The sequence below is a fragment of the Paraburkholderia phenazinium genome (assembly GCF_900100735.1).
GTDB classification, from domain to species: domain Bacteria; phylum Pseudomonadota; class Gammaproteobacteria; order Burkholderiales; family Burkholderiaceae; genus Paraburkholderia; species Paraburkholderia phenazinia.
In genome coordinates this window covers 229,826-244,553 of record NZ_FNCJ01000009.1, presented here as the reverse complement: position 1 = coordinate 244,553, position 14,728 = coordinate 229,826, and the positions used below count along the sequence as shown (strand labels likewise).

Annotated in this window: 12 protein-coding genes; 8 read left to right on the top strand and 4 right to left on the bottom strand. The window is 62.3% G+C overall.

Going from position 1 to position 14,728, the window contains the following annotated elements:
• Positions 1-11 precede the first annotated feature (11 nt).
• Both BLQ92_RS21240 and uraH read right to left on the bottom strand, forming a co-directional pair.
• Positions 12-1,205, bottom strand: coding sequence for a urate hydroxylase PuuD (locus tag BLQ92_RS21240; protein ID WP_090686493.1), 1,194 nt, complete (start codon positions 1,203-1,205; stop codon positions 12-14).
• A 325-nt stretch (positions 1,206-1,530) separates the two neighbouring features.
• A complete protein-coding gene (uraH, locus tag BLQ92_RS21235) occupies positions 1,531-1,884 on the bottom strand; it encodes a hydroxyisourate hydrolase (RefSeq protein ID WP_090686492.1) in 354 nt (117 codons plus the stop codon).
• Positions 1,885-2,485: 601 nt separating this feature from the next.
• On the opposite strand from uraH, the gene BLQ92_RS21230 reads away from it, so the two are divergent.
• Complete coding sequence (locus tag BLQ92_RS21230) at positions 2,486-3,898, top strand: 8-oxoguanine deaminase (protein WP_090686491.1); 1,413 nt, start codon at positions 2,486-2,488, stop codon at positions 3,896-3,898.
• A 121-nt stretch (positions 3,899-4,019) separates the two neighbouring features.
• Here BLQ92_RS21230 and BLQ92_RS21225 read toward each other — a convergent pair whose 3' ends face one another.
• Positions 4,020-4,952, bottom strand: a complete 933-nt coding sequence (locus BLQ92_RS21225; protein ID WP_074764203.1) for a LysR substrate-binding domain-containing protein — start codon at positions 4,950-4,952, stop codon at positions 4,020-4,022.
• A 254-nt stretch (positions 4,953-5,206) separates the two neighbouring features.
• On the opposite strand from BLQ92_RS21225, the gene BLQ92_RS21220 reads away from it, so the two are divergent.
• The 4 genes from BLQ92_RS21220 to BLQ92_RS21205 all read left to right on the top strand — a co-directional run bounded on the left by BLQ92_RS21220 (position 5,207) and on the right by BLQ92_RS21205 (position 10,139).
• Positions 5,207-6,811: an ABC transporter ATP-binding protein gene (locus BLQ92_RS21220; protein WP_090686490.1), complete on the top strand. Its 1,605-nt coding sequence runs from the start codon at positions 5,207-5,209 to the stop codon at positions 6,809-6,811.
• 47 nt (positions 6,812-6,858) lie between these two features.
• Positions 6,859-7,965: an ABC transporter permease gene (locus BLQ92_RS21215; RefSeq protein WP_090686489.1), complete on the top strand. Its 1,107-nt coding sequence runs from the start codon at positions 6,859-6,861 to the stop codon at positions 7,963-7,965.
• A gap of 29 nt (positions 7,966-7,994) precedes the next feature.
• Positions 7,995-8,924 (top strand): ABC transporter permease, encoded by a 930-nt coding sequence (locus BLQ92_RS21210; protein WP_090686488.1) that lies wholly within the window; start codon positions 7,995-7,997, stop codon positions 8,922-8,924.
• A 120-nt stretch (positions 8,925-9,044) separates the two neighbouring features.
• The gene (locus BLQ92_RS21205) at positions 9,045-10,139 is read left to right on the top strand and encodes a BMP family ABC transporter substrate-binding protein (RefSeq protein WP_090686487.1); all 1,095 of its coding nucleotides are present in this window, start codon (positions 9,045-9,047) and stop codon (positions 10,137-10,139) included.
• Positions 10,140-10,249: 110 nt separating this feature from the next.
• On the opposite strand, the gene BLQ92_RS21200 is transcribed toward BLQ92_RS21205, so the two are convergent.
• Entirely contained in the window at positions 10,250-10,459 is a 210-nt protein-coding gene (locus tag BLQ92_RS21200) for a dodecin (protein ID WP_090686569.1), read from the bottom strand.
• A gap of 189 nt (positions 10,460-10,648) precedes the next feature.
• Between BLQ92_RS21200 and BLQ92_RS21195 the strand changes: the two genes are divergently transcribed.
• From BLQ92_RS21195 to cyoA, 3 genes are all read left to right on the top strand, one after another.
• Complete coding sequence (locus BLQ92_RS21195) at positions 10,649-11,617, top strand: NAD(P)-dependent oxidoreductase (protein WP_090686486.1); 969 nt, start codon at positions 10,649-10,651, stop codon at positions 11,615-11,617.
• Between the two features lie 171 nt (positions 11,618-11,788).
• The gene (locus BLQ92_RS21190; protein ID WP_090686568.1) at positions 11,789-13,381 is read left to right on the top strand and encodes an ABC-F family ATPase; all 1,593 of its coding nucleotides are present in this window, start codon (positions 11,789-11,791) and stop codon (positions 13,379-13,381) included.
• 502 nt (positions 13,382-13,883) lie between these two features.
• Positions 13,884-14,726, top strand: coding sequence for a ubiquinol oxidase subunit II (gene cyoA, locus BLQ92_RS21185; RefSeq protein WP_425194905.1), 843 nt, complete (start codon positions 13,884-13,886; stop codon positions 14,724-14,726).
• Positions 14,727-14,728: the final 2 nt, after the last annotated feature.

Genomic DNA, 14,728 nt, shown 5'->3' with positions numbered 1-14,728 from the left:
CTCACAGCGAATTACTTCAACGCCCCAGCCTGGAACCACGCCGCGATCTTCTGACGCTCATCGTCAGTCATATGCGTCACGTTCCCGAGCGGCATCGCCTTCAGTGTCACCGCCTGCTGATACAGGCGCTGCGCATTCTGCGAGATCTCATCCGGCGTATCGAACATCACGCCCGACGGCGCGCTGCCCATCAAGGTCGGATGCGCAGAGTGGCATGCGGCACAACGTTGCTGCAGGATCGGCGCAATGTCAGCGACCTTCAGCGTCGGCGCGTTGGCGGCTTCCGCTTGCGGTACGACCGGCTTCGGCATCGTCCAGAAGAGGGCGCCGAACATCAGCGCGATCCCGACCAGCGGCAGGTACCACAGCACCTGGCCACGATGGCGCATCACAAAGAACTGACGAATCAGCGCGCCCGCCATCATGATCATTCCGAGTACGAGCCAGTTGTACTGGTTCGTATACGTCATCGCGTAGTGGTTCGACAGCATCGCGAACACCACCGGCAGCGTGAAGTACGTGTTGTGCACCGAACGTTGCTTGCCGCGCTTGCCGTAGATCGGGTTCGGCGTGTCGCCCTTCAACATCGCGTCGACCATCTTGCGCTGGCCCGGGATGATCACGAAGAACACGTTGGCCGACATGATCGTCGCGAGCATCGCGCCGACGATCAGGTACGCCGCGCGACCCGCGAAGATATGGCACGCCAGCCATGCAGCGATCAGCACATACACGCCGACGCAGATACCGAGCACCTTGTCCTTGTTGCCCAGCACGCGGCACAGCGAATCGTAGACAATCCAGCCTGCGGCGAGGAAGCCGAGCGCGGAGAATATCGCCACCACCGGACCCATGTCCATCACGCTCTTGTCGATCAGGTACGTGCTCGGCGAGAACAGATACAGCACCGTGAACAGACTCGTGCCCGACAGCCACGTGGTGTACGACGGCCACTTCGACCAGTGCAGGTCGTCCGGCATTTCCGGCGGCGCGACCGTGTATTTCTGCATGTTGTAGAAGCCGCCGCCGTGCACGTGCCACAGTTCGCCGAACACGCCGCGCTTGCGCTGGTTCGGGTCCGTAGGCGGTTTCAGGCTGTTGTCGAGGGCGACGAAATAGAACGATTCGCCAATCCAGGCGATCGCGGCGATGACGTGAAACCAGCGCAAGGCCAGATTCAGCCAGTCAGTGATAAAGCCTTCCATGAAACTCCTCCACTTCTGATTCGTTGTTTGCCGGTGGGCAGCGGCTCGATTCCGGGTTCAACCACGATCCCGAAGATCGGCCTGCCATGCGCCACTCGCGCAAACTGCTGTTAGGGGACGCGGTGCGCTCAGTTCGCACAGCGCCGTATTGCGGTTATGTGTTCGACTCGACGGGGCACGGTGAGGGTCATAGTGATGAGTCACAGGCCAGGCGGCTCGCATTCGACTGCGCTTCGCAGGTGTCTCCAAGCATCTGCGAAATGCAGCGGCGGCGAAGTCGGTGAGGCGTGAGCCTGGTCCGGTCTCCATCACGTTCCCGCGCGGATTAGCTGCCCCGATAGGTACTGTACGACCACGGCGACACCAGCAGCGGCACGTGATAGTGCGCACCGGCATCGGCCACGCCAAAGCGCAGCACGACGCGATCGACGAAACGCGGTTCCGGTACCTTGGTGCCGATCGAAGCGAAGTAGTCGCCGGCGCCGAACACGAGTTCGTATTCGCCAGCAACCAGAGCGTCGCCTTCGAGCAGCGGCTGGTCGCAGCGGCCGTCGTCATTGGTGAGGGTGGTTTTCAGCGCCCGGCGGGTGTCTCCGGAGAGCGCAAAGAGTTCGACCTTGATGCCCGCGCCGGGACGGCCGTTGGCGGTGTCGAGCACATGGGTAGTGAGCTTTCCCATTCGCAATTTTCCTTATGTGAATGCGAGGTTTCGGCGGCGGCCCAATCCAGAATACGTTGCGGCGGATCGAGGCTCCACGTCAGTGGCTACATACCCGTCGGCGAATTGAAGCGAGCGCCGTGGCAGCCATTGTAAAAAGGATGTTCCCGTCCGCGCGCGAGCGATAGGAAAGATAATAGCTGGCGCATGACAGCCTGCTGAAAGCCTCGTGGCCATGCCGCGCAAATCCGCGCCGCACGGCCATGAGCGGTGGATGAGCGGGCGTCTCGATCGTACCGGCGCCAAAAACAACCACTATATCGGCTGTGTGAAGTCGGGTATCGCAACGGCGTGAGTTGTCAGGCTTATTTTGGCCGTCGAAGGTTACGCCTGTGCGCAGCAGCGATGCCGCGCACCCCGAAGACGGCGTAGTACGCTGGGTAACCGGGCCAAACGCGTTCGAACGGACGCGGCGGCACGGTAGCGTGCCCGCCACATCGCGTTCGAACGACTTTGCACACCGCCGGTAGGGATGCCTTGATGGCACGACCGGTACGGCCCCGCCGTTACACCCGGCCAGCAAGGCTGGCTGTAACGGCAGCAATCAAGCGGAGAAAAACGAATGACGATGGAGCAGCAAGCAGGTCAAGGTGCAGGCGCGCACTCAGGCAAGCGCGGCAAAACGATGCTGGTCAAGCACGCGGACGTGCTGGTCACGATGGACGGCGCCCGGCGCGAACTGCGCGACGGCGGCCTGTATATCGAAGACAACCGGATCGTCGCGGTCGGCCCGACGGCAGAGCTGCCGCAAACGGCCGACGAAGTACTGGATATGCGCGCTCACCTGGTGATACCAGGTCTGATCAATACGCACCACCATATGTATCAGAGCCTGACGCGGGCGATTCCGGCCGCCCAGGACGCCGAGCTGTTCGGCTGGCTGACCAGCCTTTATAAGGTGTGGGCGAATCTCACGCCCGAGATGATCGAAGTCTCGACGCTGACCGCGATGGCAGAGCTGCTGCTGTCGGGCTGCACGACCTCGAGCGACCATCTGTATATCTACCCGAACGGTAGCCGGCTCGACGACAGTATTACGGCAGCGCGCCGCATCGGCATGCGCTTTCATGCGGCCCGCGGCAGCATGAGCGTAGGGCAGAAGGACGGTGGTTTGCCGCCGGACTCGGTGGTGGAGCGCGAGCCGGACATCCTGAAGGACACGCAGCGCCTGATCGAGACGTATCACGACGAGGGACGTTACGCGATGCTGCGCGTGGTGGTGGCGCCGTGCTCGCCGTTTTCGGTGAGCCGCGATCTGATGCGCGAATCGGCGGTGCTGGCGCGCCAGTATGGTGTGTCGCTGCACACGCATCTGGCCGAGAACGTCAACGATATTGCTTATAGCCGCGAGAAGTTCGGCATGACGCCGGCGGAGTACGCGGAAGACCTGGGCTGGGTGGGCCATGATGTCTGGCACGCCCACTGCGTGCAACTGGACGACGCGGGCATCGAGTTGTTTGCTCGCACCGGCACGGGCGTCGCGCATTGCCCATGCTCGAACATGCGCCTCGCCTCCGGCATCGCGCCGGTCAAGCGGATGCGTCTTGCAGGCGTGCCGGTGGGCCTGGGTGTGGATGGCTCGGCCTCCAACGACGGCGCGCAGATGGTTGCGGAAGTGCGTCAGGCACTGTTGCTGCAACGGGTCGGCTTCGGCCCCGATGCGATGACCGCACGCGAGGCGCTGGAGATTGCGACGCTGGGCGGCGCGAAGGTGCTCAACCGCGACGATATCGGTGCGCTGGCGCCGGGTATGGCGGCCGACTTCGTGTCGTTCGACCTGCGTCAGCCCTTGTTTGCCGGCGCCTTGCACGATCCGGTCGCAGCGCTCGTGTTCTGTGCGCCATCGCAGGTGTCGTACAGCGTGATTGGCGGGAAGGTAGTGGTGAAGGACGGGCAGTTGACGACCGTCGAACTGGGCCCGGTGATCGAGCAGCACAACCGGTTGGCGAAGACGTTGTATCAGGCGGCTGCGTGAGCGGATTGGAGTAAGGCCTTTTTTGAAGGTTAATTGCAAGCAGAGTCGTCGGCGTGGTGGTCGTCAGGAAGCCACGCCGGCCGGCAACCCGCTCGCATGAGGCGATGCGGGCCTGCCCAGCTTACGGCTTGTCGATCAAGGTCTTGGTCGCTTCGGCAACGAGGCTTCGCAACCAGCGCACTTCATCGGAGTAATGCACGCGCTCGTGCCACAACTGGTAGTACTGCATCGGCGGGAAATCCAGCGGCGCCGGCACCACGGTCAGAGGCAGGAACTTGGCGTAGTAATCCGCAAACAGGCGCGTCGTCGTGAAGATCAGATCCGACTTGATCAGCACATACGGCGCGAGGTTGAAGTACGGCAGAGTCACGACGACATGACGCTTCAGACGTTCACGCGCGAGGTGCACGTCGATCGCGCCGCGTTGGCCCACCGAATAAGGAGTAGGCGCAAGATGCGGAGCATTCAGATACTGGTCGAGCGTCAACCCGCCGCGCTTGGCGAACGGGTGCGTGTTGCTCATCAGGCAGACGATCTGATCGACGAACAGGTTCGACAGATGCAACTGCTCGGGCGGTTCGGGCCAGTTGCCGACCACGATATCGAGCTTGCCGTCCTCGAGTGCCAGTTCGTAGTCGAACGCCGGCCCGAGCGAATGAAATTCAAGCGTCGCGTTGGGCGCGGCCTGGCGGAAACGCTCCACCACCGTCGGCACGAACAGCACGTTCAGATAGTCCGGACAGCCGATCCGATAACAGCGGATCGAAGTGGCCGGATCGAAATTGTGCTGCTGGAACTTGATGCGCTCGATTTCGCGCAGGGCGTTTTGCACCGGTTCGAGCAGACGCAGCCCGTACTCGGTCGGGACCATGCCGGACTTGCCGCGCACCAGCAGCGGGTCGCCGGTGATGTCGCGCAGACGCCGCAGCGCTGCGCTGATGGCGGGCTGCGACTGGTTCAGTTTGACGGCCGCGCGCGTCACGCTGCGCTCCATCAACAGGGTGTGCAAGACGCGTAATAAATATGTGTCGATCGCCTCGCGTTGCTGGCTCATGACTTCTCCGAAATATATGTTCTGGCTGATCGAACGGGCGTGGGGGTATATGACTTTTAATATGAACACAAAGATGCGTCAAGAGAGGGATACCCGCACAGCACGTGCTGGCGCGGGTTTGCGGGGAATTTTGGCGGCTCGACTGAGAGGGTCGAATTAGGTATTGTCATTTCGCTAAGACGCAGGCGTGGCGCACTGGACCGGGGCGCGCCGCTTCGTTGCAACAGGCAGTCACTGAAGCATTACGGAAACTCATGGGCGACTCTTCTTCTTATCACGGCGATGCCGCCGCGCATCCCGCAGGCGGGCCGGCGGTCGTGCCGCGCCTCGTGCTGGCGGGCATCAGCAAGCAATATCCGGCCGTCAAGGCGAACGACGACGTGACGCTCACAGTCGCGCCCGGTGAGATTCACGCCGTGCTCGGCGAAAACGGCGCGGGCAAGAGCACGCTGATGAAGATCATCTACGGCGCGGTGCGTCCTGACGCCGGCGAGATCCGCTGGGAAGGACAAGCGGTCGAAATCGCGAGCCCGGCTGCTGCACGCAAGCTTGGCATCGGCATGGTGTTCCAGCATTTCTCGTTGTTCGAGACGCTGACGGTGGGCGAGAACATTGCGCTCGCGCTCGATGAACCGTTCGATCTGAAGACGCTCGCCAGGCGCATCCGCGAGGTGTCGGCGGATTACGGGCTCGATATCGATCCGCAGCGCCACGTGCATAGCCTGACGGTGGGCGAGCGGCAGCGCGTCGAGATCGTGCGCTGCCTGCTGCAGAACCCGCGTCTCTTGATCATGGACGAACCGACTTCGGTGCTCACGCCGCAGGCGGTCCGTAAGCTGTTCGAAACATTGCGCCGGCTCGCAGCCGAAGGCTGCAGCATTCTCTATATCAGCCACAAGCTCGACGAAATCCAGGAGCTGTGCGACACCGCCACAGTAATGCGCGGCGGTCGCGTAACCGGTCATGTGACGCCGCGCGAAGAGACGCATGCGTCGCTTGCACAACTGATGGTCGGCCATTCGTTGCCGGATTACACGCGCCGCACCCATACGCCGGGCGATGTGCTGCTCGATGTGAAGCATCTGTCGGCCGCGAGCGACGATCCGTTCGGCACCTCGCTCGACGACGTGTCGTTCAGCGTGCATGCCGGCGAGATATTCGGCATTGCAGGTGTTTCGGGCAATGGCCAGGCCGAGTTGCTGGCGGCGCTGTCCGGCGAGCAGCGCGGGGTGAGCGCCGATGCGATCACGATCTGCGGCAAGCCTGCTGGCAAGCTCGGCGCAGGCGGACGCCGCTCGCTCGGCTTCGGCTTTGTGCCGGAGGAGCGCCTGGGCCGTGGCGCGGTGCCGGCCATGACGCTCGCGGAAAACGCGTTGCTGACGGGGCATCGTCAGAAGATGGTGCAGTCCGGCTGGATCAAGGCCGGTGCAATGCGCACCTTTGCAAAGAAATGCATCGACGCGTTCGACGTGCGTTGCGGCGGCACTGAAGCGCTCGCGCAAAGCCTGTCGGGCGGCAATCTGCAGAAGTACATCGTGGGACGCGAGATTCTGCAAGCGCCGAAGGTGCTGGTGGTCGCGCAGCCCACCTGGGGCGTCGATGTCGGCGCCGCCGCGTTCATTCGCCAGCAGTTGCTGGATCTGTCGGCACGCGGCGTCGCGATCCTGGTGATCTCCGAAGAACTCGAAGAGCTGTTCGATATCTGCGACCGCATCGCGGTGCTCGCGCGCGGCCGCCTGTCGCCCGTGCGCGTCACCGGCGAAACCAACGCCGAGGAGATCGGCAGATGGATGGCGGGCCTGTTTGGCGGCCGGGAAGAGGGCGCGGCGCCTTCGCCTGAAGAACCGGCGCACGCCTGAGCACACACCGCAGCCCCACGCTCCAAATTGAGACCACACGCAGACTTATGACCTTTCCTTACCGACTCGAAGCCCGCACTGCGCCCTCGCGTTCGATGCAGCTTGCCGTGCCGCTGATCGCCGCACTGCTTACGCTCGCAATTGGCTTCGTGATTTTCGGCCTCGTCGGCCGCGACCCGCTGGCGGCGATGCACGCCTTCTTTATCGAACCGCTTTCCGATGTGAATGGCTGGTCCGAACTGCTGCTCAAAGCGTCGCCTCTGTGCCTGATTGGGCTCGGGCTCGCCATCGGCTATCGGGCTAACGTCTGGAACATCGGCGCCGAAGGGCAGATGCTGCTCGGCGGTATTGCGGCAAGCGGCGTCGCGATCTATTTCGACCAGGCAAGCGGCTGGTGGATTCTGCCGACCATGATGCTGGCGGGTGTCGTCGGCGGCATGGTGTGGGCGGCGATCCCCGCGTTTCTGAAGAGCCGCTACAACACCAACGAAATCCTGACGAGCCTGATGCTCACCTACGTGGCGACGCAGTTGCTGATCTATCTGGTGAGCGGTCCGTGGCGCGATCCGCAAGGTATGAACTTCCCGCTCTCCGAGATGTTCAGCGGCGACGCCTTATACCCGACGTTTTCCGGCGACTGGCACTGGAAATTCCTGCGCGGCACGCGTCTGAATGCGTCGATCTTCGTCACGCTCATGGCGATTCCACTCGTGTGGCTGTTCATGCGCAAGAGCTTCGCCGGTTTCCGCATGAACGTGGGCGGCCTCGCTCCGCTCGCGGCGCGCTATGCCGGTTTCTCGGACAAGAAGACCATCTGGACATCGCTGCTCATCAGCGGCGGTCTCGCGGGTCTGGCCGGCATGGGGGAAATCGCCGGGCCGATCGGCCAGTTGCAGGCGACCTGGTCGCCCGGCTACGGCTTCACGGCGATCATCGTCGTGTTCGTGGGCCGCCTGCATCCGATTGGCATTGTGCTGGCGAGCCTCTTGATGGCGCTGCTGTATCTGGGCGGTGAAGCAGTGCAGACCTCCATGCAGTTGCCGCAGGCGCTCTCCGGGGTGTTCCAGGGGCTGCTGCTGTTCTGCCTGCTGGGCGCCGACCTGTTTGTGAACTACCGCGTGCGCCGCCGTACTACCGCAGCCCACGCGAACTAACGCCCACTGATTTTCCCCGACCCGGCCTTATGGATATTCAACAAGCTAGCGCGCTCACCTCGAGCGCCGTCACCGCCGCGATTCCGCTGATGTTTGCGGGCGTGGGCGAACTCGTCACTGAGAAATCGGGGGTCCTGAATCTTGGCGTGGAAGGCATGATGCTGATGGGCGCCGTCAGCGGCTATGCGGTCACTGCCATTACCGGCGAGCCGTGGCTCGGCGTGCTGGCGTCGATTGCGGCGGGGCTTGCCATGTCGCTGCTGTTCGGCTTCCTCACGCTGACCATGCTCGCCAATCAGGTTGCCACCGGCCTTTCCCTGACGATCTTCGGGATCGGGCTGTCGGCTTATGTCGGCAAACCTTATACGTCGGCGGCGGTGCGTGCCTCGATCGACACGTGGACGATTCCGCTGCTCTCGAAGATTCCGGTGCTCGGCGTGGCCTTCTTCAGTCTGACGCCGCTCGATTACCTCGCCTTCGTCATGTTCGCCGTAGTGGGCTGGTTTCTGTACCGCACCCGTGCGGGTCTCGTGTTGCGTTCGGTCGGCGAGTCGCCGCAGGTGGCGCACTCGGTGGGCTTTCCGGTGATCGGCGTGCGCTACGGGGCGGTCGCGTTTGGCGGCGGCATGGCGGGGCTGGCGGGCGGCTACTACTCGATCGTCAACCTGCATTTGTGGCAGGAGCAGCTTACTTCAGGCCGCGGCTGGATCGCGCTCGCGCTGGTGGTGTTCTCGACGTGGCGTCCGGGGCGTCTCCTGATCGGCGCGCTGCTGTTCGGTGCGGTGACCGGTCTGCAGTTTTACGCGCAAGCGATCGGTGTGCCGGTGCCGACGCAGTTCCTCGCAATGCTGCCATACGTCGCGACGATCGCCGTGCTGGTGCTGATCTCGCGCAATCCGAACACCATTCGCCTGAATGCACCGGCCTCGCTTGGCAAGCCTTTCTTTGCAGCGGGATAGCGGGGCCACGCGGTCAGGTTTCAGATTCACGCCATACGCAACACACATGCAACACGCACGAGCCGGATACGTGGTTTAAACACCCGGTTCGAACGAATCAATCACACGACAGGAGAAAACATGAAGAGAAGAAATCTGCTGACCGCCGCGGCGCTGGGGGCCGTCTCGCTCGGCCTCGGCGTAACGCTGTCGCAAACCGCGCAGGCTGCAGACGCGCCGGGTGTGGCATTCGTCTACCTCGGCAACCCAGGGGACGCCGGCTGGACCTATGCGCACGACCAGGGCTCGAAGGAAGTCGAAGCGAAGTTCGGCAACAAGATCAAGATCACGCGGGTCGAGAACGTGCCGGAATCGGCCGACTCGGAGCGTGTGTTTCGCGATCTGGCGAACAAGGGCAACAAGATCATTATCGGTTCGAGCTTCGGTTACCAGGACTTCGAACTGAAGGTGGCGAAGGATTTCCCGGACACGGTGTTCCTGCACGCGACCGGCTACAAGAAGGCGCCGAACTTCGGTACCTATGACGTGCGGATGTATCAGGGCGCGTACCTGGCCGGCGTCGCCGCTGGCTACGTAACGAAGACCAACGTGCTGGGTTTTGTCGCCTCGGTACCGATCCCCGAAGTGGTCCGCAACATCAACGCGTACACGCTTGGTGCGCGTTCGGTGAATCCGAAGATCCATACCAAGGTCATCTGGATCAATAGCTGGTTCGATCCGGGCAAGGAAAAGCAGGCGGCGGAAACGTTGATCGGCCAGGGTGCCGACGTGCTGCTGCAGAACACCGATTCGAGCGCGACGCTGGCAACGGCTTCGGAAAAGCATGTCCATGCGTTCGGCTGGGATTCGGACATGAAGAAGTTCGGTCCTGACGCACACCTGGGTTCGGTGGTTGGCAACTGGGGTGTGTACTACACCGCGGTGGTCCAGCAGGTGCTGGACGGCAAGTGGAAGAACGATCCGGTGTGGTGGGGCATTCCGCAGAAGGCTGTGAGCCTCGATGACCTGAACACGTCGGCGATTCCGGCTAACGCGTTGAAGGACGTCGCGGCGAAGCGCGACCAGATCGCGAGCGGCAAATGGGATGTGTTCACCGGCCCGATCAAGGACCAGGCGGGCGACGTGAAGGTGCCGGCGGGCAAGACCCTGGCCGATCCCGAACTGCAGCGTCTGAACTGGTACGTCGAGGGTGTGGACGGCGCGCTGCCGAAGTGATTGCCGTGCGCGCTGGCTGATCGACCAGGCGGCGGTCGAAGAGCCGCTGCTTTAAAGGCTGCGTCCTCGCGGACGCAGCTTTTTTTGCGTCTGGTTTTTGCTGACGATGCCTATTCGATCCGCAGACCGACCTTGATGGTCACCTGCCAATGGACGACCTTGTCCTCTTCGATCTGGCCCCGCGTTTCGGTCACTTCGAACCAGTGTAGATTGCGCAGAGTCTTGGATGCCTTTTCAATCGCGGTGCGCACCGCGTCGTCGCTCGACTTGGTGGATGAGCCGGTCAACTCGATCTGCTTGTAGACGTGGTCTTTCGACATGTTCTCCTCCTTCTTCTTCAGGTGTGTGAAAAAAGTATAGGCAATCGCGCCCCATGCGCGCTGCCGGTTCATGATGCACATCGCGTGCCCGGTATGTCCGCAGGAAGGCGGGCCGGTATGATCGGGAGCGGGGTTCGCGGGAGCGGCAGCCCCGATGTGCCAATACAACTTCATCGCGAGGCAATCAGAGTGGAAATTGGTTTTTGCGGCCCCGGCCTGATGGGCGCGCCGATGATTCGGCATTTGCTGCGCGCGGGACACGCCGTGCATGTCTGGAACCGTACGCGGGCCAAGGCCGAGGCGCTGCGCGACGCGGGCGCGCGGGTGGTCGATACGCCGCATGAACTGGCCGGGCGCGTCGAAGCGGTGCTGCTGTGCGTGGCGGACGCGGCGGCGGTTGAGGAGGTGGTGTTCGGCGCGGAGGGCGTGCTGGGCGGCGAGGCCAATAGCGCCAGGAGAGGCGGCGAGGGCGGCGACACCGGTGCCGACAGTCGCAGCGCAAACGCCAGCGCCGCGAAGCGCCTGCGCTGGATCGTCGATCACTCGAGCATCCCGCCTGCGGCGACGCGCGCGCTCGCGCAGCGCGCGGCGGCCGCCGGCGTGGGCTGGGTCGATGCGCCCGTTTCCGGCGGCGTGGCGGGCGCGGTGGCCGGCACGCTGGCCGTGATGGCCGGCGGCGCAGCGGCGGACGTCGCCGCCGTCACGCCGTTGCTCGGCGCCTATGCAGCGCGCGTGACTCACATGGGCGCGGTCGGCGCGGGCCAGACCACCAAACTCTGCAATCAGGCCATCGTCACCTCGACCGTTGCCGCTATCGCCGAAGCCGTGAGTCTCGCCCAGCGCAGCGGCATCGACGCTGCGCGCCTCACCGAAGCGCTCGCGGGCGGCTGGGCCGACTCGGTGCTGCTGCAAACCTTCGTGCCGCGCATGACGCAAGCCGGTTTGCCGCCGATCGGCGCCTTCAGGACCTTTCAGAAGGATGTCGACACGGTCGCCGCGACGGCTTGGGAAACCGGCACGCCGATGCCAGTCTCCGCCACCGTCCAGCAATTGCTCCGGCTGGGCGCGGCAATGGGACTCGCCGAGGCCGATCTGTCGGCGTTTATCGACGTCCTGCAGACGCCGCGTGGTGTTTCCAGCCCGGCTGATGGCAGGTAGAGGGTGGATAAGCGGTAGATGACGCGTGGATGATGAACGATAGATGAAAGGTGGATGAAGAACGCCTGAATCGGCCCAGCAAGACATCAAGGCACCCGCATGCGGGCTAACATCTTGATAACCTGCTAAAATAATGGGTTGTTCGCCGCAAATTCATTCAAAGGACGCGCCGTGCTGTCTACCGCAAATATCACCATGCAATTCGGGCCAAAGCCCCTCTTCGAGAACATCTCGGTCAAATTCGGGGGAGGGAACCGCTATGGCCTGATTGGTGCGAACGGCTGCGGCAAATCCACCTTCATGAAGATCCTGGGTAGCGATCTGGAACCGAGCTCCGGCAACGTGATGCTCGAACCGAATGTGCGCCTCGGTAAGCTGCGCCAGGATCAGTTCGCGTACGAAGACGTGCGCGTGCTCGACGTCGTGATGATGGGCCACGCCGAAATGTGGGCCGCCATGACCGAGCGCGATGCAATCTACGTGAATCCGGACGCGACCGACGACGACTACATGCACGCCGCCGAACTCGAAGCGAAGTTCGCCGAGTACGACGGCTACACGGCCGAAGCGCGTGCGGGCGAACTGCTGCTCGGCATTGGCATCGCCATTGAAGACCACAACGGCCCGATGAGCAACGTGGCGCCGGGCTGGAAGCTGCGCGTGCTGCTCGCGCAGGCGCTGTTTTCGAAGCCGGACGTGCTGCTGCTGGACGAGCCGACCAACAACCTGGACATCAACTCGATCCGTTGGCTGGAAGACATGCTCAACCAGTACAACTCGACGATGATTATCATCTCGCACGATCGACACTTCCTGAACCAGGTCTGCACGCACATGGCGGACATGGACTACGGCACGCTGAAGGTCTACCCGGGCAATTACGACGACTACATGCTGGCCAGCACGCAGGCGCGCGAGCGCCAGCAGAACGCCAACGCCAAGGCGAAGGAACGCGTGGCCGACCTGCAGGATTTCGTGCGCCGCTTCTCGGCGAACAAGTCGAAGGCCCGTCAGGCCACCAGCCGTTTGAAGATGATCGACAAGATCAAGATCGAGGAATTCAAGCCGTCGTCGCGGCAGAACCCGTTCATCCGCTTCGAATACGAGAAGAAGCTGCACAACATCGCAGTGGTGGCGGAGAAGATCGCGAAGAAGTACGAGCGCACGATTTTCAACGACTTCAGCATTAGCGTGCAGCCGGGTGAGCGGATCGCCATCATCGGCCAGAACGGCGCCGGCAAGACCACGCTGCTGCGTTCGCTGCAGGGTGGCGTGACGACGGATCACGGCACGGTCAAGTGGGCTGAAAACGCGAACGTCGGCTACATGCCGCAGGACACGTACGAAGAGTTTCCGGACGATGTCACGCTGATGGACTGGATCGACGGTTACCGTCAGGAAGGCGACGACGAGCAGATGGTGCGCGGCACGCTGGGCCGGCTGCTGTTCAATGCGGACGACATCCGCAAGTCGGTCAAGGTGCTCTCGGGTGGCGAGAAGGGCCGCATGATCTGGGGCAAGCTGATGCTGGGCCGCCACAACGTGCTGCTGATGGACGAGCCGACCAACCACATGGACATGGAGTCGATTGAATCGCTGCAGATCGCCCTCGACAAGTACGAAGGCACGCTGATTTTCGTCTCGCACGACCGTGAGTTTGTGAGCGGTCTGGCGAACCGGATCATCGAAGTGCGCACGGATGGCACGCTGTATGACTTTGGTGGTAATTACGAGGACTTCCTGGCGAGCCAGGGCGTGCAGTAAGCGGCGCTAGCCGACTCATGATGTAACCCGCGTTGTCTCCATTCATGATCTCATGATGAGGGCAACGCGGCTCCTGCAGTGACGCGATTCAATCGCATTCCAATCTCCCTTCAGTTTTATCCTGCGTCAATCTTCCTGCCGGACACGCTAGACACCCTGTCAGCAAACGCGTATCTGTCTCCTCTCTGCGCACGTCTATCGCGTGCCGAATTTCGCCTGGCTAGAGCATTAGTTTCATCTCGCAAATCGCCTCGCAGCATCGCGTCCCACACGCGTCATTTCCGCCTCCACACAAAATGACAAATCCTCTGCATGTTCCTTGGCCAGGATCAAATTTCGCCTAAGCCTTCGCTCGTAGAATCCGCCAGCGTACGCATTTAACTGCGTGGTTTGGGTGTTGCGAAGCTGCAGCGGATTTCGGGGGTGGCTCAATGAAAAGCAGGCAAATATGATGAACAAGGGAGTCCTTAACAACAGGGTGTGGTTGCCCCTCGGGGCCGCAATGGCTGCATGTCTTTCCGGCTGCAGCAAGCTTGACGTGCTCGACCCGAAAGGCAGCATCGGGGTGGCCGAGAAAGCGCTGATCGGTACAGCGACGTTCACCATGCTGCTGGTCGTCGTGCCGGTCATCTTGATGACCCTCTGGTTTGCCTGGCGCTACCGGGCCAGCAACCGCAAAGCAACCTACGCGCCGAAATGGGCGCATTCCACCGCGATTGAAGTGGTTATCTGGACGGTGCCGTCCATCATCATCCTGTGTCTCGGGGTGCTCACATGGCGGACCACGCACGAACTCGATCCCTATCGGCCGATCCAGTCGGCCGTGAAGCCGATCAAGGTCGAAGTGGTGGCGCTCGACTGGAAATGGCTCTTCATTTATCCGGACCTCGGCATTGCATCGGTCAATCAACTGGCCTTCCCGGTGGGCACGCCAGTCAATTTCGTGATCACGTCCGACTCGGTCATGAACTCGTTCTTCATTCCGCAACTGGGCAGCCAGATCTACGCCATGGCCGGCATGCAGACGCAGTTGCATCTCATCGCGGATGAAGCGGGCGACTACGCCGGCGTATCGGCCAATTTCAGCGGCAGGGGCTTTTCCGACATGAAGTTCCGGGCACTCGCCACCAACCCTGAGCAGTTCAACGCGTGGGTGGAAAAGGTCAAGGCGTCATCCGCACGGCTCGACATGAACGAATACAACACGGTCTCCCAGCCGAGCGAGAAAGACCCGGTGCGCTACTTCTCATCGGTCGATCCAAAGCTGTTCCACAACATCATTGCAAAGTACAACAACGGCAATGTTCTCGACCTGCAGAACGCCAATTGCAGTACGAAGGGGTAACA

What these genes read in the sequence shown, in the direction of transcription:
- BLQ92_RS21240 (WP_090686493.1), bottom strand. Translation starts at nt 1,205, where the DNA reads ATGGAAGGCTTTATCACTGACTGGCTGAATCTGGCCTTGCGCTGGTTT.
- uraH (WP_090686492.1), bottom strand. Translation starts at nt 1,884, where the DNA reads ATGGGAAAGCTCACTACCCATGTGCTCGACACCGCCAACGGCCGTCCC.
- BLQ92_RS21230 (WP_090686491.1), top strand. Translation starts at nt 2,486, where the DNA reads ATGACGATGGAGCAGCAAGCAGGTCAAGGTGCAGGCGCGCACTCAGGC.
- BLQ92_RS21225 (WP_074764203.1), bottom strand. Translation starts at nt 4,952, where the DNA reads ATGAGCCAGCAACGCGAGGCGATCGACACATATTTATTACGCGTCTTG.
- BLQ92_RS21220 (WP_090686490.1), top strand. Translation starts at nt 5,207, where the DNA reads ATGGGCGACTCTTCTTCTTATCACGGCGATGCCGCCGCGCATCCCGCA.
- BLQ92_RS21215 (WP_090686489.1), top strand. Translation starts at nt 6,859, where the DNA reads ATGACCTTTCCTTACCGACTCGAAGCCCGCACTGCGCCCTCGCGTTCG.
- BLQ92_RS21210 (WP_090686488.1), top strand. Translation starts at nt 7,995, where the DNA reads ATGGATATTCAACAAGCTAGCGCGCTCACCTCGAGCGCCGTCACCGCC.
- BLQ92_RS21205 (WP_090686487.1), top strand. Translation starts at nt 9,045, where the DNA reads ATGAAGAGAAGAAATCTGCTGACCGCCGCGGCGCTGGGGGCCGTCTCG.
- BLQ92_RS21200 (WP_090686569.1), bottom strand. Translation starts at nt 10,459, where the DNA reads ATGTCGAAAGACCACGTCTACAAGCAGATCGAGTTGACCGGCTCATCC.
- cyoA (WP_425194905.1), top strand. Translation starts at nt 13,884, where the DNA reads ATGGCTGCATGTCTTTCCGGCTGCAGCAAGCTTGACGTGCTCGACCCG.